This window comes from Pseudomonas asuensis, from assembly GCF_014646755.1.
Lineage (GTDB): Bacteria > Pseudomonadota > Gammaproteobacteria > Pseudomonadales > Pseudomonadaceae > Chryseomonas > Chryseomonas asuensis.
Map to the genome: position 1 here is coordinate 318592 of NZ_BMNW01000001.1, position 20051 is coordinate 338642.

A 20051-nucleotide genomic window follows, 5' to 3' on the forward strand; every position below is an offset into this window, starting at 1 on the left:
ACCAGTCTGCAATCGTCTTGAGGTGAAGGGCAAGCGCTGGAAACGGTAACGCCCCGCTACCAAGAAGGTAACCGGGGCGTCATATAAAGCCAGTATTGATCAGAGCAGCTCAAAGTCGTCTACATCTCGATAAGCCGGGAAGGCATCGCGATAACGTGACAGCGTGTCGGCTGACAGCGACACCGTAAACACGCCTGCACCCTCTTTAGCGTCCAGCAACGGCTCGCCCTGAAAGTCCAGTACCTGGCTGTCACCGCTATAAGCAATGCCTTTTCCATCTTCACCAATGCGGTTTACCGCTGCGACATAGCACAGGTTTTCGATGGCTCGTGCAGGCAGGAGGCGATTCCAGTGGTTACGCCGGGCAGCCGGCCAATTTGCCGTATACAACAGAAGGTCGGTCTTGACCGGATCTCGGCTCCAGACTGGAAAACGCAGGTCATAACAGATCAACGGGCGGATGCGCCAACCATTCAGTTCAAATACTGCCTGCTCCTCACCTGCCGTGTAATGCTCGTGCTCCCCTGCCATGCGGAACAAATGGCGCTTGTCATAATGGGATATGGGCCCATCAGGTCGCGCCCACAAGAGGCGATTGCGGTACTGACCCTGAGCATCCCGAACGATCAGGCTACCCGTTACCACCGCATTAAGGGCTACCGCCTGCTCACGTATCCAGGCATAGGTAAAGCCGCCTTCATCTTCTGCCAGTAGAGCCGAATCCATTGAAAAGCCAGTGGTAAACATCTCAGGCAGTACAACCAGATCCGCACCTTTAGCCTGCTGTAGCAAGGCGGTAAACCGGTCGCGGTTGGCCGAGGCATCGTGCCAGAACAGTTCAGTCTGGATGAGCGCCAGTTTTAAATCAGGTCTCAGGCTTAAATCGCGCACAGTTTTTCCGCTGCAAGCTGCAGCGTCTCCTCTCGTTTGGCAAAGCAGAAACGAACCAGACGCAAGTCTTTTGGAGCCTCTTGGTAAAACACGGAGATTGGAATGGCAGCAACACCATGCTCCCGAGTCAACCATTCGGCCATTTCGACATCGCTTACGTCATCCCGAATGGCGGAGTAATCCGCCAGCTGGAAATAGGTTCCTGCTGCGCGTGTAAACGTCCATTTAGACGAATCCAATAAATCACAGAACAGATCTCGTTTGGCCTGATAAAACGCCGGGAGTTCGGTTACATGTTCCGGATGCGCTGCCATAAAGTCTGCTAGCGCCCATTGCAAAGGTGTCACGCCGCAAAAGCTCACATATTGGTGAATCTTGCGAAGCTCGCTCGAGAGCGCACGTGGAGCAATGACATACCCTGTCTTCCAGCCCGTAACATGGTAGGTCTTGCCAAAGGAGCTGATAACGAATGCACGTGCGTAGAGCTCATCATGGGTAAGCACACTGGCATGCTCTGCACCATCAAAAACCAAGTGCTCGTATACTTCATCACTGATGAGATATATATCGTGATCGCGAATAAGCGCCGCGAGTCGGTCCAACGTATCACGGCCTGCCAGCGAGCCACTTGGATTATGTGGAGTGTTCAGAACAATCGCTCTCGTGCGCGGCGTAAGAGCGGCCTGCAACCGATCCCAGTCGATCCCAAAACCCGGTAGCGCCAGCGGCACATGGACGCAACGCCCACCTGCCAGGGCAACGGAAGGGGCATACGAGTCATAGCATGGGTCAAACACAATGACCTCATCGCCATTGCGTACTACGGATTGAATCGCACAAAAAATAGCCTGCGTCGCGCCTGGAGTAATCGTAATCTCCTGCTCAGCATCGACAGTACGCCCGTAAAGCGTAGCGACCTTTTGAGCCACCTGCTCACGCAAGGCAGGCAATCCAGTCATTGGGGCATATTGGTTATGACCCTCCATGACATGCCGGGCCACAGCCTCACGCAAAGCATCCGGGCCATCGAAATCCGGAAATCCCTGGGAAAGGTTGATCGCCCCCGTTTCCATGGCCAACTGGGACATACGGGTAAAGATGGTGACACCGAGAGAAGGCAGCTTGCTTTGGATCATCGAACACTCCGACTACAAGGCGGTCGGCTTCGATGCCATCGACGGCTCAGCGAAGCACGATGCACCGCTATCATGACTAAAGGTTCGGCTGCCCGGTTAGATGTCCGAGCGGCCTATTACCCAAGCGGGCCGGCAGGAGAGCCGGACCGCCAGGAAAAAAAGCAATTAACGACGCTTGTCCTTGCGCTTCTTTTCCGACTTCTTGTGGTGGCTCATCAGGCGCCGCTTCTTGTTCACCTGGCGCTCGGTCAGCGTGTTCTTCTTATCCGCATAAGGGTTCTCACCCGACTTGTACTCAATGCGAATAGGCGTCCCCACCAGCTTCAGCACCCGACGATAGGTATTTTCCAGATAGCGGGTATAGGCACGTGGTACGGCATCCACCTGATTACCATGGATGACTAAAAGTGGTGGGTTAGCACCACCCAAGTGCGCGTAACGTAGCTTGATCCGGCGGCCATTGATCAGCGGTGGCTGGTGCTCTTGCACCGCATCCTCAAGAATCTTGGTCAGACGGCTGGTAGGCCAACGCGTCACAGCAGAGGCAAACGCCTGTTGCACGGACTTGTACAGATGACCTACACCTGTGCCATGCAGCGCGGAGATAAAATGGATATCCGCAAAGTTGGCAAACATCAGACGGCGCTCAAGCTCGGTCTTCACATAGTCGCGCTCACTGGCCTCCATGCCGTCCCACTTGTTCAGCGCAATAACCAATGCACGGCCGGTTTCCAGCACAAAGCCCAGCAGATTGAGATCATGCTCGACCACACCTTCACGAGCGTCCATCACGAAGATAACGACGTTGGCATCCTGAATAGCCTGAAGCGTCTTCACAACCGAAAATTTTTCTACTGCTTCAAAGATCTTGCCTCGGCGGCGAACACCCGCCGTATCGATCAGCGTGTACTTCTCTTCATTGCGCTCGAAGGGGATATAGATGCTGTCCCGGGTCGTACCGGCTTGATCATATACAATGACCCGCTCTTCGCCGAGCATACGGTTGACCAGGGTCGACTTGCCGACGTTAGGGCGGCCAATGATAGCGATCTTGATCCCGGCCTTTTCGTCCGGACCGGGAATACGCTTCTCAACGACATTCTCGCCTGAAGCCTGCTCACCATCCTCGTCGGCATCAACAATGAACTCCTCCTCTTCATCCTTGGGGAAGGCGCCCAGTACCTGCTCAAGCATGCTATTGACGCCACGACCATGGGCAGCAGCAATGGTCACCGCATCACCCAGACCCATGGGGCTGAACTCAGCTCGGGCAATATCCGGATCGACCGCATCAACTTTGTTGGCGATCAGAAAGCAGCGCTTGTTACGCGTACGCAAATGCTCGGCAATCATCTGATCGCCTGCAGTCATCCCGGCACGGGAGTCAACCATGAACAGAACAGCATCAGCTTCTTCAATGGCCTGAAGCGATTGCTCAGCCATCTTCATGTCGATGCCTTCTTCGTCCCCGGAGATACCTCCAGTGTCAACAACGATATAAGTCCGTCCCTGCCAACGCGCCTCGCCATACTTGCGGTCACGTGTCAGACCCGCGATATCTGCCACAATGGCATCACGGGTTTTGGTAAGTCGATTAAACAAGGTGGACTTGCCTACATTAGGGCGTCCTACCAGAGCAATAACGGGAACCATACGGCTCTCCACAGGAATTCAAAAAACACAAAGGCCGCTATCGTGAGGGCGATAGCGGCCATACAAATACAGGACAGCTTAGCGAATGGTATAGGCAGCCAGCTTACCGCCGTTGCCGTATACGTACATCCAGTCACCATCCACCAACGGGCGAACCCGAACACCGCCGCTACCTAATTTCTGACGGCCGGCCATGTGACCATCCGTCTGGCTTAGCAGATGAATATAGCCTTCATAATCACCTACCACGACGTAACTCGATAGCACGGCAGGTGCAGACAGCATACGACGTGCCAGGGAGTCATTGCTCCACAGAGCAGAGGCCGAATTCTGGTCCACCGCTTCAACTGTGCCATTTTCCAGGCTCACATAGACGTTACCGAAGCCTTCAGCGACACCGTTATAGCTGGACGCATCACGCTGCCAGAGCACGCGACCGCTTTCCAGATCCAACCCGGCGACGCGGCCATGGTACGTAGCCACATACAGCGTAGTGCCAGAAAGCAGCAGTCCGCCATTGATGTCTACCATACGATCCAGTTCGGAACGACCCTGTGGAATTGCAACCTGCTGCTCCCAGATCGGCAAACCACGCTGCTCATCCAACGCGATCACCTTGCCGCTGGCCAAACCGGCAACAACATAGCGATTGGTCACAACCGGAGCACCGGTGCCACGCAAGGTCAGAACGGGCATGCTCTCTTCATACAGCCAGCGACGATCACCAGTTTCGGCATCAAGGGCATAGAGCTTGTCGTCCTGAGTCTGAACAGCGACGATGTCGCCATTACTGACTGGCGGGGCCAAGACTTCACTGGACACCTTGGCACGCCATTTCTCATCGCCAGAGGTTGCATCAAGGGCAACGACATCACCTCGTAGCGTGCCTACAAGAACCAGTCCGTAGGCAGCCCCTACGCCGCCAGAAACGGGCAGGTCCAGCTTCTTCTTCCAGATGACATCACCGTTTTCCCGGTTCAATGCCATGACCAGCCCTTCGTTGTCTGTAACATACAACGACTGGCCATCAATGGCTGGCGTCAACAGGTTATACGTATCGCCCTGCCCCTCACCGACGGAACGGCTCCACTGCTCCTGCAGCTGAACATCCGCCTTGAAGTCCTGCAATTCGGCAGGTGGCAGCTCTTTTTTGCTATTGCTGCTGCAACCAACAGCAGTCAGAGCCAAGGCCAGTAGTGCAACATGTTTCCAACGCAGCATCAGGCATCTCCTTTTGCCAGGTCATCCAGCTTCATCTGCAAGGTGCCTTCAGCGGCATCAGCAGGCAATTCGGACTTGGCTTTTTCATAAGCAGCACGTGCGTCATCGACACGGCCCAGACTGACCAACAAATCGCCACGCAACTCTTCGCGATTGGCGGCATACGGCTCGGCAACCTTGCCTTCCAGCAGCTTCAAGCCATCCTCAGCCTTACCCTGTGCGGCCAATACACGTGCAAGGCGCTGGCGTGCCAGCTCACCAAGAGTATCGTCAGCCGGCTTGTCGACAATCGTCTTCAACTCGTTGGCTGCATCGTCCAGCTTGCCATTTTCAACCGCAACCTTGGCCACGAAGAGACTGCCATACTGGGAATACGTAGTACCTGAATATTCCTGTTTAAGCTGGCTAGACAAATCCATTACACGGGCTGTATCCGGCTTACCACTGGGATCCAGCGCTGCCTGAACCAGTTCCTGGTACACAATAGACGCGGCCTGGGATTGATTAGCCTGATGGCGCTCCCACCATTGCCAGCCCAGTACAGCAACCAGGGCCACTACGCCACCGGTGAGGAGCGACTTGCCGTTACGCTGCCACCAATCCTGAAAGTGGGCGATATTTGGATCTTCATTCTGCGAACTCACCGGTCACTCCTATTCGCTTTTGCTGTGTGCGGACGTCTGCTGCTGCAAGTTATCGTGCAGGCGTGCGGACAACTGATCCCAGGCGACCATCTCCTGGGCATTATCATTACGCAAAGGCTTGAGGCCGACCTGGCGCTCTGCCAGCTCATTCTCTCCCAGAATCAGAGCAAACAATGCTCCACTCTTGTCTGCCTTCTTGAACTGGCTTTTGAAACTTCCGCCGCCAGCGTTAACTGCCAGGCGTAAGGACGGTAACGCCGTACGCAGCTGCTCAGCCAAGGTTAGTCCCGCAAGCTCCGCCGCTTCACCAAATGTACAAAGGTAGACGTCCATTGGACGGCTAAGCTCAGCAGGGATTTTATTCAGCGTTTCAAGCATCAGAACCAGACGCTCGACGCCCATGGCAAAGCCAACACCCGGGGTAGGTTTTCCACCAAACTGAGTGATCAGGCCATCGTAGCGACCGCCAGCGCATACAGTACCCTGCGCGCCTAACTTGTCGGTCACCCACTCGAACACGGTACGGCCGTAATAGTCGAGGCCCCGTACAAGTTTAGGGTTGATCGTATAGGCGATGCCCGCTGCCTCAAGACGTGCCTTCAAGCCCTCAAAATGAGCGCGAGACTCTTCATCCAGATAGTCCGACAAGGTTGGCGCATCAGCCAGCAATGCCTGCGTTTGGGCATTCTTGCTGTCCAGGATACGCAACGGATTGGTTGTCAGACGGCGCTGGCTATCTTCATCGAGCTGATCGAAATGCTGCTTGAGATACTCAACCAAGGCATCACGATACGTTGCACGCGCATCGCTCGAACCAAGGCTGTTCAATTGCAACGTAACGGAATCATCAATTCCCAACTGCTGCCACAGGCGAGCCGTCATAATGATCAATTCAGCATCAATATCCGGCCCTGGCAGGTTGAAAACCTCTACACCAATCTGATGAAACTGGCGGTAACGTCCCTTTTGCGGTTTCTCATAGCGGAACATAGGCCCTGTATACCAGAGCTTTTGCACTTGGCCGCCGCCGGTAAGGCCATGTTCAAGCACTGCACGCACGCATCCTGCTGTTCCTTCCGGGCGGAGCGTGAGTGACTCTCCGTTACGGTCTAGGAACGTATACATTTCCTTGTCAACCACGTCGGTACCTTCACCGATACCCCGAGCAAACAATTCGGTGAACTCGAGGATGGGCAGGCGAATTTCCTTATAGCCATAGCCATCGAGCAGATTAGCAAAGGTCATTTCCAGATAGCGCCAAGCGGGCGCCTGCTCTGGCAATATGTCGTTCATGCCACGAATGGCTTGCAAAGACTTGCTCACGAAGAGTCCTTAATTCATTTCTCTAACGGCATCAGCTACGGGCGATAACGGCCGCATCCGCTTCCATTTTTTCAGCCGCTTTACGGCGAATCAGCTGTTCCAGCTCATCCACCAGATTTTCATTGGTCAGCTTATGTGCTGGCTTGCCATCGATATACACAAGGTTATTAGGCGTACCGCCAGTCAACCCTACATGAGCCTCTTTGGCTTCTCCGGGACCATTGACCACACAACCGATAACGGCCACATCCAACGGAACCAGGAGATCCTCCAAACGCCCTTCCAGATCATTCATGGTCTTAACCACGTCGAAGTTCTGGCGAGAGCAGCTTGGGCAGGCGATAAAGTTGATGCCTCGTGAACGCAGACGCAACGACTTCAGAATATCGAAACCAACCTTGATTTCTTCTACCGGATCTGCGGCCAAGGAAATACGAATGGTATCGCCGATACCCTCGGCAAGTAGCATGCCGAGGCCAACTGCTGACTTGACAGTGCCCGAACGCAGACCACCCGCTTCGGTAATACCCAGGTGCAAAGGTTGCTCGATCTGCTTGGCCAGCAGCCGATAAGCCGACACCGCCATAAAGACATCGCTTGCCTTCACGCTAACCTTGAAATTTTGGAAGTCCAGCCTATCAAGGTGGTCTACATGGCGCATTGCCGACTCCAGCAACGCTTCGGGAGTAGGCTCACCATATTTTTTCTGAAGATCTTTTTCCAGAGAGCCCGCATTCACGCCGATTCGAATCGGAATGTTTTTATCGCGGGCAGCGTCAACTACCGCCTTGACGCGGTCTTCACGCCCAATATTGCCGGGGTTGATACGCAAGCAGTCAACACCCAGTTCAGCTACACGGAGGGCTATTCGATAATCAAAGTGAATGTCTGCTACTAGAGGTACGTTCACTTGCTGTTTGATCTTGCCGAACGCTTCTGCCGCATCCATATCTGGAACAGACACCCGAACGATGTCTGCGCCAGCATCTTCTAAACGGCGAATTTGCGCTACTGTAGCGGCAACATCACAGGTTTCAGTGTTTGTCATGCTCTGTACCGCAATAGGAGCATCGCCTCCTACTGGCACGGAGCCTACCCAAATCTTTCGAGAAGGGCGACGTTTGATCGGCGATTCGCTATGCATGACAGGACTCTTCTTCCTGATAAACACCAACCTCTAGCAGGGGCTGGTTAAAAAACCGGAGAAACATAAAGGGATACGGTCGAACAGCCTAATCAAAGCAACACTGCTCTGCCGCTTTGATCGTAACGCCATTATTGGTTACTGGGACGCCTGCCCTACTTTGAAGCGAGCCGTTTCCCCACGTACATAAGGCTTGATGTCTACAGGCTGGCCGTTATAGGTGATTTGAGCACCTCGGGCATAACCCAGACGAATTTCCACGGGAGCCTTTACAGTTTCAAACTGCAGGGTATCACCCTTTCGTTTAAGGCCACTGTAAATAACTTTCCCGGATGCATCCGTGATCTGCATCCAGCAGTCTGCTACCAATTGAACGCTTAAACCGCCTTGCCCTGTTGCTGGGTCAGGCTCACTGGCTGGCGGCGCTACAGGTGCCAGCGCAGCGTCTGTTGATACAACTGAAGCGGCAGGTGACGCCGGAGCCGGAGTAGCAGCAGGACTTGCAGCACTATCCGTTGCGGCAGGCGCGGGCGTTTGTGCCACGGCATTTCCAGTTGAGGTAGCCGGCGTACCAGTAGTGCCTGCCTCTGGCGCAGCGGGCACTTCTGCTTTCTGAGCCTCAGCCACAGCCTGATCTTCAGGCTCATCCAGCGTATGGATTTCAGTAGTACCGTCTGCGCTCTCTACTTCGACATGCTCAAGACTTAGGCCATTACCGCCCATACCTAGCCCGGAGCGCTCCTGCCACCAGAACAGCCCAAGACCAATGATTACGACAACGAGAATGAAACTGACAATACGCAGCACACTGCGCGACAAGCGTACAGGCTCTTCGACCCGGTTGATCGTATGAACCGTACTGCCCTTGGCATCGGTACCCGTATACTGGTCGAAAACCTTTACAAGTTCAGCCTGATCCAGGCCCAACAGTTTTCCGTAGGAACGCACATAGCCACGAGCAAAGGTATGGCCTGGCAGCTTCTGATAGTCTCCAGCTTCCAGCAACTCGATGACTTGCCCACTCAGATTCATCTGAGCAGCTACTTGAGCGATGCTCCACCCATTGGCGGTGCGAGCCTGGCGCAGTATGTCGCCTGGATTACCACGAGCTGACATTACAGCCTCAGGTTGCACATTACTCATCGTTGCTCCGACTGAAGTTGTTTATATTCTTCCGAAGCGGGATAAAGCCGCTTCAATTGCAGGGTATAACTGGCAGCCGTATCACGATCATTGAATACTTCGGCCAGCCGGATGCCCAGTAAAAGGCTACGCGCATCCTGGGGAGAAATACGACTAAAGCTTTCGTAGTATCCACGTGCAGGCACATATTCACGGGCAGCATAAGAAAGCTCCGCCATTTCCAGCAGAGCCTTTGGTTGGTTGCTGTTCAGTCTCAGCGACTTTTCCAAATGCTGGCGTGCCAGTTCAGGTTTATTCAACCTTAACGCAGTCAGACCAAGGTTTTCAAAGACTCGTGAACGCTCAGGATACAAGGGATCCTGGGAAGCTTCGGTGAAGCGATCATAGGCTTCGCTGTACCGCTTCTGCTCAAACAGAAAGCTTCCATAGTTGTTGAGGATACGAGGATCATTTCGGCGAGCCGACATGGCCTTGCGATATTCCTCATCAGCCAGCTTGGGCTCCATTTCGGTCTGAAAGACTAATGCCAATGCAGCATGGGCATCAGCGCTGGAAGAATCGAGCTGGAGCGCCTGCTTCAAAGGAACCTTGGCTTGCTCGGTATTCCCTTCCTGCAGATAACCCAGGCCCAGCTGGATATAGGCATCCCGGGCCTGATCACGACCTTTTCCCGTACTCAAGGGGTCAGTGGAGCCAGTAGTGACGCAGCCGGTTAAAAGTCCTGCAACTGCCAAAGCCAATACTGCACGCAACATCACTAACCCTCTCCTTAATTAATTCTGGCGAACATCCAAGGCCGCTTCTTTTTCGTTACTCAGCTGGCGTACAGCAATGTAACGCTCGCTTCGCCGGGTGCGGTCCATGACCTTTCCGACCAGCTGCCCACATGCCGCATCAATATCATCACCACGCGTGGTACGCACGGTGACATTGAAATCAGCCTGCTGCAGAAGTTCCTGGAAGCGGCGCACCGCATTCTTGCTGGGACGCTCGTAACCAGAATGAGGGAATGGATTGAAAGGAATCAGGTTGATCTTGCAGGGCACGTTGCGTAGCAATTCGATCATCTGCACAGCGTGCTCAGGCTGATCATTAACGTCTTTGAGCAACGTATATTCAATAGTCAGAACACGTTTTTCACCCAACTGGCCAATATAACGCTGACAAGCATCAAGCAGCATGGCCAGAGGATATTTACGGTTGATCGGTACCAGCTCGTTACGCAGGGCGTCATTGGGCGCATGCAGTGATAATGCCAAGGAAACATCGACGTGCTTGGCCAGCTCCTCGATCATAGGCACTACGCCGGAGGTGGATAACGTCACCTTGCGCTTGGATATGCCATAGCCCAAGTCGTCCATCATGATCTGCATGGCTGCCACGACATTATCGAAGTTGAGCAAAGGCTCACCCATGCCCATCATCACTACGTTTGTAATCGCGCGGTCGATCTTGGCAGGCACGGTACCAAATGATTTGTTAGCAACCCACACTTGGCCGATTACTTCAGCCGCTGTGAGATTGCTATTAAAACCTTGCTTTCCGGTCGAACAGAAACTGCAGTCAAGCGCACAGCCTGCCTGTGATGATACGCACAGGGTGCCACGCTTGTCCTGAGGAATATAAACGGTTTCAACACAGCTACCGGAGGCCACGCGGATGACCCACTTGCGGGTGCCGTCCGCCGAAATATCTTCGCTCACAACCTCAGGGCCGCGAATCTCGGCACAGGCCTTGAGCTTTTCGCGCAAGGCCTTGCCGACATTACTCATGGCGTCAAAGTCATCAACGCCAAAGTGGTGAATCCATTTCATCACTTGGCCGGCACGAAAGCGCTTTTCTCCGATTGACTCGAAGAACTGCTCCATTTGTGGCTGGGTAAGCCCCAGCAGGTTAGTCTTGCCGACTGTATTGCTCATGGATTCACCTGTGGATCAGCGAGTGCGCTCGCAAACTTCAGTTGCAGCGAAGAAGTAAGCGATTTCACGGGCTGCCGATGCTTCGGAATCGGAACCGTGAACAGCGTTTTCATCGATGGAAACAGCGAAGTCAGCGCGGATGGTACCAGCGTCTGCTTTCTTAGGATCAGTAGCGCCCATCAGCTCACGGTTCTTGGCAATGGCGTTTTCGCCTTCCAGAACCTGAACAACAACCGGGCCGGAAGTCATGAATGACACCAGATCCTTGAAGAAAGGACGCTCTTTGTGTTCAGCATAGAAGCCACCGGCTTCGCGCTCGGAGAGCTGAACCATCTTCGCGGCCACAACGCGCAGGCCTGCCTTTTCGAAGCGAGTGATGATCTCACCAACAACGTTCTTGGCTACAGCGTCCGGCTTGATGATAGAAAGGGTGCGTTGAACAGACATGACAACTCCAAAGTTGGGCATTTAGCAAAAACGAAACCCGCGGATTATACGCGGGCTTCGGTCAAAAGCGTAGGCTAACGAATAATAGGTTAGTCTGCTTCTTCAATCCACGCTGACTGGATGGCTTCGAGTACTTTCTCGCCACCCCGCTGCGGGTCATCTTCAAACTCAGGCAGAGCCGTCACCCAGTTACGTAGCTTCACGAAATTTACATAACGCGGATCTACATCCGGATGTGCCTCGGAAAGAGCGATTGCGATATCCAGCACATCGACCCATTTCATCGCCATGATGATCTTCCTTAGTGACGTTCCGATACCTGATTAATGGTATAGCGCGGAATTTCCACGACCAGATCGGTAGTGCCGACCTTAGCCTGGCAGGACAACCGGGACTCAGGCTCTAGCCCCCATGCCTTGTCCAGCATGTCGTCTTCAAGCTCGTCAGAAGGCTCCATAGAACCAAAGCCCTCTCGAACTACGACATGACATGTCGTACAGGCGCATGACATTTCACAGGCATGTTCGACTTCAATACCATTGCGCAACGCTGCATCGATGATAGTTTCACCTTCTTCGGCCTGGATCACCGCGCCCTCGGGGCAATGCTCTGGGTGGGGCAGAAAAACGATCTGCGGCATGGTGAACTTACTCCTCGATTTCGTTGAGACGACGACCCGCCAGGGCCGCCTTGATCGATGCATCCATTCGGCGAGCCGCGAATGCATCAGTCACATGGGAAAGACGTTTAGTTTGTGTTTCGATAGCTGAGGCGTCTGAAGTGTCGACAAGATCTTTCAGCTTGCCAATTTCAGCTGTTATAACTTCACGCTCTTCAGCATCCAGCAACCGGTCGCCATCTTCGGTGACAGCTGCCTGAACCGCCTCAAGGAGACGCCGCGCCTCGACTTGGTGCTCACGCAACACACGGGCACTCATATCATCGCCGGCATACTGGAAAGAATCCTGCAGCATGCGTGCAATTTCACCGTCGGTCAGACCATAAGACGGCTTGACCTGAATGCTAGCCTCTACGCCACTGGACAGCTCTCGCGCGGAAACACTGAGCAAGCCATCCGCATCGACCTGAAAGGTTACTCGGATCTTGGCCGCGCCAGCCACCATAGGCGGAATACCTCGCAGCTCGAAGCGAGCCAGCGAACGAGCATCTTTTACCAGCTCTCGTTCACCTTGCAGCACATGAATCATCATGGCTGACTGGCCATCCTTGTAAGTTGTAAAGTCCTGCGCACGCGCTACGGGAATAGTCGTATTACGCGGGATGATCTTTTCCATCAGACCGCCCATGGTTTCAAGCCCAAGGGAAAGTGGAATGACATCCAGCAACAAGAGCTCTTCACCCCCACGGTTACCCGCCAGGGTGTCCGCCTGAATAGCCGCGCCGATTGCAACGACTTTATCAGGGTCAATATCCGTGAGCGGCTCGCGACCAAACAGCTTGGCTACAGCAGAACGCACCTGAGGTACGCGTGTTGAACCACCCACCATGACTACGGCCTTGACCTCGTCAAGCTCGCAGCCTGAGTCGCGCACTGCACGGCGGCAAGCCTTCAGGCTTCGAGCGATCAATGGTTCAACCAAAATCTCGAAGTGCTCGCGGGTAAGCTCGCCCTGCCAATCACCATAATTGAGCGTGACGGATGCCTGCGTTGACAATTGCTCTTTGGCAGCACAACCCAGCTGAAGCAGTTGTCGCTGCTGAGAGGGCGCAAGATTCGTAGACAATCCAGCCTGCTCGATAACCCAAGTGGCAATAGCATGGTCGAAATCATCGCCGCCTAGTGCGCTGTCGCCACCGGTAGCCAAGACCTCAAAGACACCCTTGCTCAAGCGCAGGATGGAAATATCGAACGTGCCACCACCCAGGTCATAGATAGCGATGAGACCTTCAGCGCCACGATCCAGCCCATACGCTACCGCGGCCGCAGTTGGCTCATTGAGCAAGCGCAACACGTTCAAGCCGGCCAACCTGGCAGCATCCTTGGTCGCCTGACGCTGAGCATCATCAAAATAAGCCGGAACGGTAATAACCGCGCCGACCAGCTCACCGCCCAAGGTTTTTTCCGCACGCGTACGCAGCACACGAAGGATATCAGCCGAGACTTCAACAGGGCTTTTAAGCCCCTGCGCCGTCTCGATGAAAGGCATATGGGATTCGCCGTCAGCGAATCGATAGGGCAACTGCTCGCCTAACTGCTTGATGTCAGCCAGACCGCGCCCCATGAAACGCTTTACAGAAAGGATAGTATTGAAGGGGTCTTCAGCAGCGCTTTGCTTGGCCACCATACCCACTTCAATAGCATTTTCCAGATAGCGGACAGCTGAAGGAAGAATAACGTCGCCCTGCTCATCAGGCAGCGGCTCGGAGACGCCGCTGCGTACAGCAGCGACAAGGGAATTTGTAGTGCCCAGATCGATTCCTACCGCCAACTTACGTTGATGCGGTTTGGCCGCCATTCCGGGTTCGGCAATTTGCAATAAAGCCATTGCTATTCAGCTTGTGCTAGGGGCGCCTGTGAGCAGGCGCCAGATTAATCGTCGAGGCGCTCTTCCAACTGACGCACTTCGCTGCTCAGCTTGTCAAGAAACTGCATACGACGAACAAGCCGTTCTGCTGTTTCCTGTTTTGAAGAATGCTCCCAACACGAATCGAATTCGGTTTCGAGTTCAGCCTGGGATTTCTTCAAGCGCTGTTTAAAAGGCGCAATACCGTCAACATCACCTGCCTCCTGTAACTCCTCCAGCTCTTCACGCCATTGCATCTGCTGAAGGAGAAACTCAGGATCCTGTATGGTCGCCTCAACAGACATTTCAAGGCCTTTAAGCGATAACAGGTAGCGGGCTCGCCGAGAAGGCGTTTTGAGGACGTGATACGCTTCATTCAATTGTGCCGCACGCTCGAGCACTTGCCGGCGCTCACGCTCGGGCGCATCGGCAAAGCGATCAGGATGCACCGTGCGCGCAAGCTCACGGTAGCGACTCGAAAGTTGCTCAAGATCAAGCTTGAAGGCTGGCTTGATCTCAAACAAGGCAAAGTGACAAAGCGTTCCCACGGGTAACCTCAGACGTTGAAGCTTTCGCCGCAGCCACACTCACCGCGCACGTTGGGGTTATTGAACTTGAATCCTTCGTTAAGGCCTTCCTTGACAAAGTCAAGCTCAGTGCCGTCAAGATAGACCAAGCTTTTCGGGTCAATAATCACCTTGACGCCGTAGCTTTCGAACACTTGGTCTTCTTCTGCCAGCGCATCAACGAATTCCAACACATAGGCCAAGCCAGAACATCCGGTGGTACGTACGCCCAGACGAATGCCTTCGCCTTTGCCGCGCCCTTCCAGAGAGCGCTGCACATGACGTGCAGCGGATTCAGTCATGCTAATGGCCATCAATGCCTCCTCAAGCCAAACCTTTCTTCTGCTTATAGTCATGCACCGCTGCTTTGATGGCGTCTTCAGCCAACACCGAGCAGTGGATCTTGACTGGAGGCAGAGCCAGCTCTTCAGCAATCATGGAATTTTTGATCGCTTCCGCTTCATCAATTGTCTTGCCTTTCATCCACTCGGTAGCCAGTGAACTCGAAGCGATTGCGGAACCGCAACCATAGGTCTTGAAGCGGGCATCTTCAATAATGCCCTGATCGTTGACCTTGATCTGCAGGCGCATGACGTCACCACATGCCGGAGCGCCAACCATGCCTGTACCGACGTCGGGATCTTCCGCATCGAACTTGCCAACATTGCGCGGGTTTTCGTAGTGATCGATTACTTTATCGCTGTAAGCCATTTTTCAATCCTCACTCATCAGGAGCGGTTTAGTGTGCCTGCCATTCAACAGTGGTCAGGTCAACGCCCTCTTTGTACATATCCCACAACGGAGAAAGCTCACGCAGCTTGGTTACTGCATCACGCACTTTCTCGGCGGCATAATCAACTTCTTCTTCAGTCGTAAAACGGCCAAAGGTGAAACGGATGGAGCTATGAGCCAGCTCATCGTTGCGGCCCAAGGCGCGCAATACGTAGGAAGGCTCAAGCGAAGCCGAGGTACAGGCCGAGCCGGACGACACCGCCAGATCCTTAAGCGCCATGATCAAGGACTCACCCTCTACATAGTTGAAGCTCAGGTTCAGGTTGTGCGGTACACGCGAAATCAGACTGCCGTTTACATACAGCTCTTCCATATCTTGAAGCTTGCTGTAGAAGCGATCGCTCAACGCCTTGATTCGGACGTTTTCCTGAGCCATTTCTTCCTTGGCAATTCGGAAGGCTTCACCCATACCTACAATCTGGTGAGTTGCCAACGTGCCTGAGCGCATGCCACGCTCGTGACCGCCGCCATGAGTCTGGGCCTCAAGACGAACACGCGGCTTACGACGAACATAAAGCGCACCAATGCCCTTTGGACCGTAGGTCTTGTGAGCAGAGAACGACATGAGGTCAACCTTCAGCTTCTCAAGATCGATCTCAACCTTGCCGGTCGACTGTGCAGCATCGACATGGAACAAAACTCCACGGGAACGTGTGAGCTCGCCCAGCGCAGCAATGTCGTTAACAGTGCCAATCTCATTGTTAACGTGCATGAGAGAGACCAGAATGGTGTCCTCACGCAGCGCCGCCTCAACCATATCAGGAGTGATCAGGCCATCCTCGCCCGGCTCAAGGTAAGTTACTTCAAAACCTTCACGCTCGAGCTGGCGAGTCGTATCCAGGACGGCCTTGTGCTCAATCCTCGAAGTGATGATGTGCTTGCCTTTACTCTGATAAAAATGAGCCACACCCTTGATTGCCAGGTTATCCGACTCGGTTGCACCCGATGTCCAGACAATCTCGCGCGGGTCGGCATTTACCAGCTCAGCCACTTGGCGGCGGGCATTTTCAACCGACTCCTCAGCCTTCCAGCCAAACATATGCGAGCGGGAAGCCGGATTACCAAAGTTACCGTCCACCAACAGGCACTCACTCATCTTCTGAGCGACACGGGGATCGACGGGAGTAGTTGCAGAATAATCAAGATAGATCGGTAGTTTCATCGGTAACTCCTATATCAGGCTGGCGGCCGGCTCACTCAATAGCGGACGCTTCAATCTTTTCAATGTCCGAGGCACGAGTTCGGCTATTGCAGACTCGCTTATCCTGACGGTTCGCTACAGCTTGTATCTCATTACGCGCCACTAGATCCGCTAGCGTGATACCGCTAAGAAACGTATGGATCTGATCACTCAGATCGCACCACAGGTGATGCGTCAGGCATATATCACCGGAGTGACAGTCACCTTGCCCCTGACAGCGGGTCGCATCAACGGATTCATTTACGGCATCAATGACCTGAGCGACATGAATGTCCTGCATATCGCGCGATAGCTGATAACCGCCGCCTGGACCACGCACGCTGGTTACCAAAGTGCCACGGCGCAGCTTGGCAAACAGCTGTTCAAGATAGGAAAGCGATATACCTTGGCGTTCCGAGATGTCAGCCAGGGAGACCGGTCCACGCTGCGCATGCAGCGCCAGATCGAGCATGGCGGTGACGGCGTATCGTCCTTTGGTTGTCAGTCTCATGGCAAAACCAGGATGTGCTTTAGATAAGGCAATTATGCAATTCCTGACTATTTAAGTCAACTATAAGTCCTATCAATACAGTCAACCATTAAAGCCGACCAGAGGTGTTCACATGCCCCTCTTAATCCTGATCAAACGTCGTCTGTTTTGCACTTTTCTCCACGAACGACCTTTTGTGTTTCCGTCAAAACGCCTCGAAGAATATTCATCTCTAGCTTAGTAATTGCACTACGCCCATAAAGCCTGCGCAGACGAGACATGAGATGGCGAGGTTTCTCAGGATCAAGGAAACGAATATCGATAAGCGTTTCTTCGAGGTGCCGATAGAAAAGCTCCAACTCCTCAACGGTTACTAGCTGAGTATTGAGCATGGCGGTGCTTTCTACCTTATTCATCTTGGTCGGCTGGCCCTGCAAAGCCAACCAAGCCATACGCACCTCATAAACGAGCACTTGTACAGCCGCTGCCAGATTCAATGAACCAAATTCTGGATCGGAGGGAATATGGACATGAAAATTGCACCGCTGAAGCTCCTCGTTCGTCAGACCCGCATACTCACGACCAAACACGAGCGCGACCTCTCCTCCCGCCTCAGCATACTGCAGAGAAGTCTGTGCGCACTCGCGGGGGTCCAGCAGCGGCCAAGGGATGCGCCGATCCCTTGCACTGGTTCCCAGAACAACACTGCATCCTGTCAGCGCCTCTTCCAGCGTATCGACAACACAAGCACTATCCAGCACATCCGTGGCGCCAGCAGCGCGTGCGATTGCATCGCCATGAGGAAACTGTTCAGGCTGCACAAGGTACAGCCGCTTCAATCCCATATTTTTCATGGCGCGAGCTGCACCACCAATATTGCCAGGATGGCTTGTATTCACCAGGACAACGCGTATGTTCTCGAGCAAGTAGCACCCCCTTTAAAGGTGCGAATCTTACCGGACCCCTTTCAGCAAAACCATTCATGCCGACAAGGCAACCTCTCTTAGCATTCTTTTCTGCTAGAATAACCGGCTTTCTTTTACAACCAGGTGGTTTCTCATGCAGCCCATGCTGAACATTGCGCTGCGCGCAGCTCGTAGTGCCGGTGAATTGATCTTTCGCTCAATCGAGCGCCTGGACCTCATCGCTATCGACGAAAAAGGCGCCAACGATTTTGTGACCGAGGTCGACCGGGCCGCCGAACAAGCTATTTTCGCCGTTTTACGTAAGGCTTACCCCAACCACGGCTTCTTGGGCGAAGAATCTGGACTCATTGAAGGCCAGGGTGATGGCGCTGACTACCTATGGATCGTCGATCCGCTGGATGGGACCACCAATTTCATTCATGGCGTCCCCCATTTCTCGGTCAGCATTGCGTGTAAATATCGCGGCCGCATCGAGCATGCTGTCGTGCTGGACCCGGTTCGTCAGGAAGAATTTACCGCCAGTCGGGGGCGCGGCGCCGCTCTTAACGGCCGACGTCTACGCGTTAGTACTCGCAAGAGTCTTGAGGGCGCGTTGATTGGTACAGGCTTCCCATACCGCTCCAGCAACATGGACTATCTGGATAACTACCTGGGTATGTTCCGCGCCTTAAGCACTCAAACCGCTGGTATTCGCCGTGCAGGTTCTGCCGCATTGGATCTAGCCTATGTGGCTGCCGGTCGATTCGATGCCTTCTGGGAAATGGGCTTGTCCGAGTGGGACATGGCAGCTGGCGCGCTATTGATCCAGGAAGCGGGCGGCTTGATCAGTGACTTCAACGGCGGCCATGATTATCTTGAAAGAGGTCATGTAGTGGCCGGTAATACAAAATGCTTCAAGGCACTTTTGACCACGCTACAGCCTCACCTCCCCACCTCGTTGAAGCGCTAAATAAAAACCGCCCACTTTAGTGGGCGGTTTTGTTTTACTTGACCACCTTCAGGCTTGGCCGGCCTTGCGGCTTGGTTGGCGCCGACTTAGGCGCAGCCCCCTCTGACTTGCCCTTTGGATCATCATCTGGAGAGGAAGGCTCCAGATCAAAAACCATGCCCTGTCCATTTTCACGCGCATAAATCGCTAGAACAGCTTGAGTAGGCACATAAAGACTATGGGCCACACCACCGAACCGCCCATCAAAACTGACCGCCTCGTTATCCATATGCAACTGACGTATGGCACCCGGAGCAACGTTGAGAACAATCTGACCATCACTTGCATAGCCCGGCGGAACCAGTACATTCGGATAGTCCGCATTGACCAGGATATGCGGCGTGCAATCGTTATCTACGATCCACTCGTACAGCGCCCGAATCAAATAGGGACGACTTGAATTCATTATGTTCCTCCTATCAGCGCATCTCGCGCTCAACTGGCGACAAGCTCGCCTGAAAGGTATCGCGGACGAAATGGCGATCCATATAATCGAAAATCGGCTTGGCTTGTCGAGGCAACTCAACACCTAAGCTAGGCAAACGCCAGAGCAAAGGCAATAAATAACAGTCAACCAAGCTCATTTCTTCATTTAAGAAGAATTTTTTATCTGCAAAAAGAGGAGCGACCGAGACAAGGCTATCCGCAAGCTGCCGACGAGCCTGTTGAACATCGAACTTTCCCTTCTGCATGCCAGCAATGATATCCGCATTATCACACCAATCCTTCTGGATACGATGCATAAGCAGCCGCATCTGTGCTCGAGCAACAGGGTAAGCCGGTAACAACGGAGGATGAGGATATCGCTCTTCCAGGTACTCCAGAACAATATCCGAGTCGTACAGCACAAGATCCCGGTCCTGCAATACAGGCAGCGTCCTGTAAGGATTCACATCTGCCAAATCTGCAGGGTATTGGACAGGATCGGTATCCTTAATTTCCACATCGACCTGCTTTTCAGCAAGCACAAGACGAACACGGTGTGAATAAGGATCTCTAGGATCAGAAAAACAGGTGAGACGCGTTACGTTAGCCATACACTTCTTCGCTATGCAGCCCTAAC

Annotated in this window: 23 protein-coding genes; 1 reads left to right on the top strand and 22 read right to left on the bottom strand. The window is 53.6% G+C overall.

Annotated elements, in window-relative coordinates; all coding sequences use genetic code 11:
• Positions 1-99 precede the first annotated feature (99 nt).
• From IEX86_RS01480 to trmJ, 20 genes are all read right to left on the bottom strand, one after another.
• Complete coding sequence (locus tag IEX86_RS01480) at positions 100-891, bottom strand: amidohydrolase (protein WP_188864295.1); 792 nt, start codon at positions 889-891, stop codon at positions 100-102.
• Positions 879-2027 carry a pyridoxal phosphate-dependent aminotransferase gene (locus IEX86_RS01485; protein WP_188864296.1) on the bottom strand — a complete coding sequence of 383 codons (1149 nt, stop codon included), beginning with the start codon at positions 2025-2027 and terminating at the stop codon, positions 879-881. Before IEX86_RS01485 ends, IEX86_RS01480 begins: the two co-directional genes overlap by 13 nt.
• A 165-nt stretch (positions 2028-2192) precedes the next feature.
• Positions 2193-3680: a ribosome biogenesis GTPase Der gene (gene der / locus IEX86_RS01490; RefSeq protein ID WP_188864297.1), complete on the bottom strand. Its 1488-nt coding sequence runs from the start codon at positions 3678-3680 to the stop codon at positions 2193-2195.
• Between the two features lie 78 nt (positions 3681-3758).
• Positions 3759-4901, bottom strand: coding sequence for an outer membrane protein assembly factor BamB (bamB, locus tag IEX86_RS01495; RefSeq protein WP_188864298.1), 1143 nt, complete (start codon positions 4899-4901; stop codon positions 3759-3761).
• The gene (locus tag IEX86_RS01500; RefSeq protein WP_188864299.1) at positions 4901-5545 is read right to left on the bottom strand and encodes a tetratricopeptide repeat protein; all 645 of its coding nucleotides are present in this window, start codon (positions 5543-5545) and stop codon (positions 4901-4903) included. The genes bamB and IEX86_RS01500 overlap by 1 nt, the downstream gene beginning before the upstream one ends.
• A gap of 9 nt (positions 5546-5554) precedes the next feature.
• The gene (gene hisS, locus IEX86_RS01505) at positions 5555-6868 is read right to left on the bottom strand and encodes a histidine--tRNA ligase (protein ID WP_188864300.1); all 1314 of its coding nucleotides are present in this window, start codon (positions 6866-6868) and stop codon (positions 5555-5557) included.
• Positions 6869-6899: 31 nt separating this feature from the next.
• A complete protein-coding gene (gene ispG, locus IEX86_RS01510; protein WP_188864301.1) occupies positions 6900-8012 on the bottom strand; it encodes a flavodoxin-dependent (E)-4-hydroxy-3-methylbut-2-enyl-diphosphate synthase in 1113 nt (370 codons plus the stop codon).
• A gap of 138 nt (positions 8013-8150) precedes the next feature.
• Complete coding sequence (locus tag IEX86_RS01515) at positions 8151-9155, bottom strand: RodZ domain-containing protein (RefSeq protein ID WP_188864302.1); 1005 nt, start codon at positions 9153-9155, stop codon at positions 8151-8153.
• Positions 9152-9913, bottom strand: coding sequence for a type IV pilus biogenesis/stability protein PilW (gene pilW / locus IEX86_RS01520; protein ID WP_373290374.1), 762 nt, complete (start codon positions 9911-9913; stop codon positions 9152-9154). Before pilW ends, IEX86_RS01515 begins: the two co-directional genes overlap by 4 nt.
• A 15-nt stretch (positions 9914-9928) precedes the next feature.
• Positions 9929-11074, bottom strand: coding sequence for a dual-specificity RNA methyltransferase RlmN (gene rlmN / locus IEX86_RS01525; RefSeq protein ID WP_188864303.1), 1146 nt, complete (start codon positions 11072-11074; stop codon positions 9929-9931).
• A 15-nt stretch (positions 11075-11089) separates the two neighbouring features.
• Complete coding sequence (gene ndk, locus IEX86_RS01530) at positions 11090-11521, bottom strand: nucleoside-diphosphate kinase (RefSeq protein WP_010797326.1); 432 nt, start codon at positions 11519-11521, stop codon at positions 11090-11092.
• A gap of 89 nt (positions 11522-11610) precedes the next feature.
• Positions 11611-11811, bottom strand: coding sequence for a Fe-S cluster assembly protein IscX (gene iscX, locus IEX86_RS01535; protein WP_188864304.1), 201 nt, complete (start codon positions 11809-11811; stop codon positions 11611-11613).
• Between the two features lie 11 nt (positions 11812-11822).
• Positions 11823-12161 carry an ISC system 2Fe-2S type ferredoxin gene (gene fdx, locus IEX86_RS01540; RefSeq protein WP_188864305.1) on the bottom strand — a complete coding sequence of 113 codons (339 nt, stop codon included), beginning with the start codon at positions 12159-12161 and terminating at the stop codon, positions 11823-11825.
• 7 nt (positions 12162-12168) lie between these two features.
• A complete protein-coding gene (gene hscA / locus IEX86_RS01545) occupies positions 12169-14028 on the bottom strand; it encodes a Fe-S protein assembly chaperone HscA (protein ID WP_188864306.1) in 1860 nt (619 codons plus the stop codon).
• Positions 14029-14072: 44 nt separating this feature from the next.
• Positions 14073-14594, bottom strand: coding sequence for a co-chaperone HscB (gene hscB / locus IEX86_RS01550; protein ID WP_188864307.1), 522 nt, complete (start codon positions 14592-14594; stop codon positions 14073-14075).
• An 8-nt stretch (positions 14595-14602) separates the two neighbouring features.
• Positions 14603-14926 carry an iron-sulfur cluster assembly protein IscA gene (gene iscA, locus IEX86_RS01555; RefSeq protein WP_188864308.1) on the bottom strand — a complete coding sequence of 108 codons (324 nt, stop codon included), beginning with the start codon at positions 14924-14926 and terminating at the stop codon, positions 14603-14605.
• A 10-nt stretch (positions 14927-14936) separates the two neighbouring features.
• Entirely contained in the window at positions 14937-15323 is a 387-nt protein-coding gene (gene iscU, locus IEX86_RS01560) for a Fe-S cluster assembly scaffold IscU (protein ID WP_125889373.1), read from the bottom strand.
• Between the two features lie 28 nt (positions 15324-15351).
• Complete coding sequence (locus IEX86_RS01565) at positions 15352-16566, bottom strand: IscS subfamily cysteine desulfurase (protein ID WP_188864309.1); 1215 nt, start codon at positions 16564-16566, stop codon at positions 15352-15354.
• 31 nt (positions 16567-16597) lie between these two features.
• Positions 16598-17095: a Fe-S cluster assembly transcriptional regulator IscR gene (iscR, locus tag IEX86_RS01570; protein ID WP_188864310.1), complete on the bottom strand. Its 498-nt coding sequence runs from the start codon at positions 17093-17095 to the stop codon at positions 16598-16600.
• Between the two features lie 131 nt (positions 17096-17226).
• A complete protein-coding gene (gene trmJ, locus IEX86_RS01575; RefSeq protein WP_188864311.1) occupies positions 17227-18000 on the bottom strand; it encodes a tRNA (cytosine(32)/uridine(32)-2'-O)-methyltransferase TrmJ in 774 nt (257 codons plus the stop codon).
• Between the two features lie 133 nt (positions 18001-18133).
• On the opposite strand from trmJ, the gene suhB reads away from it, so the two are divergent.
• Positions 18134-18949: a type III secretion system regulator SuhB gene (gene suhB / locus IEX86_RS01580; protein WP_188864312.1), complete on the top strand. Its 816-nt coding sequence runs from the start codon at positions 18134-18136 to the stop codon at positions 18947-18949.
• Positions 18950-18983: 34 nt separating this feature from the next.
• Here suhB and IEX86_RS01585 read toward each other — a convergent pair whose 3' ends face one another.
• Together IEX86_RS01585 and IEX86_RS01590 are read right to left on the bottom strand one after the other, a co-directional pair.
• Positions 18984-19394: a ClpXP protease specificity-enhancing factor gene (locus tag IEX86_RS01585; RefSeq protein WP_188864313.1), complete on the bottom strand. Its 411-nt coding sequence runs from the start codon at positions 19392-19394 to the stop codon at positions 18984-18986.
• A gap of 13 nt (positions 19395-19407) precedes the next feature.
• Positions 19408-20025, bottom strand: coding sequence for a glutathione S-transferase N-terminal domain-containing protein (locus IEX86_RS01590; protein WP_188864314.1), 618 nt, complete (start codon positions 20023-20025; stop codon positions 19408-19410).
• Positions 20026-20051: the final 26 nt, after the last annotated feature.

Bases quoted from the DNA above. Each gene is read 5' to 3' on its own strand.
- IEX86_RS01590 (WP_188864314.1), bottom strand. From the start codon at position 20,025: ATGGCTAACGTAACGCGTCTCACCTGTTTTTCTGATCCTAGAGATCCT.
- ispG (WP_188864301.1), bottom strand. From the start codon at position 8,012: ATGCATAGCGAATCGCCGATCAAACGTCGCCCTTCTCGAAAGATTTGG.
- fdx (WP_188864305.1), bottom strand. From the start codon at position 12,161: ATGCCGCAGATCGTTTTTCTGCCCCACCCAGAGCATTGCCCCGAGGGC.
- der (WP_188864297.1), bottom strand. From the start codon at position 3,680: ATGGTTCCCGTTATTGCTCTGGTAGGACGCCCTAATGTAGGCAAGTCC.
- IEX86_RS01565 (WP_188864309.1), bottom strand. From the start codon at position 16,566: ATGAAACTACCGATCTATCTTGATTATTCTGCAACTACTCCCGTCGAT.
- iscR (WP_188864310.1), bottom strand. From the start codon at position 17,095: ATGAGACTGACAACCAAAGGACGATACGCCGTCACCGCCATGCTCGAT.
- iscX (WP_188864304.1), bottom strand. From the start codon at position 11,811: ATGGCGATGAAATGGGTCGATGTGCTGGATATCGCAATCGCTCTTTCC.
- IEX86_RS01585 (WP_188864313.1), bottom strand. From the start codon at position 19,394: ATGAATTCAAGTCGTCCCTATTTGATTCGGGCGCTGTACGAGTGGATC.
- hscA (WP_188864306.1), bottom strand. From the start codon at position 14,028: ATGGCTTTATTGCAAATTGCCGAACCCGGAATGGCGGCCAAACCGCAT.
- iscA (WP_188864308.1), bottom strand. From the start codon at position 14,926: ATGGCCATTAGCATGACTGAATCCGCTGCACGTCATGTGCAGCGCTCT.
- iscU (WP_125889373.1), bottom strand. From the start codon at position 15,323: ATGGCTTACAGCGATAAAGTAATCGATCACTACGAAAACCCGCGCAAT.
- IEX86_RS01515 (WP_188864302.1), bottom strand. From the start codon at position 9,155: ATGAGTAATGTGCAACCTGAGGCTGTAATGTCAGCTCGTGGTAATCCA.
- ndk (WP_010797326.1), bottom strand. From the start codon at position 11,521: ATGTCTGTTCAACGCACCCTTTCTATCATCAAGCCGGACGCTGTAGCC.
- rlmN (WP_188864303.1), bottom strand. From the start codon at position 11,074: ATGAGCAATACAGTCGGCAAGACTAACCTGCTGGGGCTTACCCAGCCA.
- suhB (WP_188864312.1), top strand. From the start codon at position 18,134: ATGCAGCCCATGCTGAACATTGCGCTGCGCGCAGCTCGTAGTGCCGGT.
- IEX86_RS01485 (WP_188864296.1), bottom strand. From the start codon at position 2,027: ATGATCCAAAGCAAGCTGCCTTCTCTCGGTGTCACCATCTTTACCCGT.
- bamB (WP_188864298.1), bottom strand. From the start codon at position 4,901: ATGCTGCGTTGGAAACATGTTGCACTACTGGCCTTGGCTCTGACTGCT.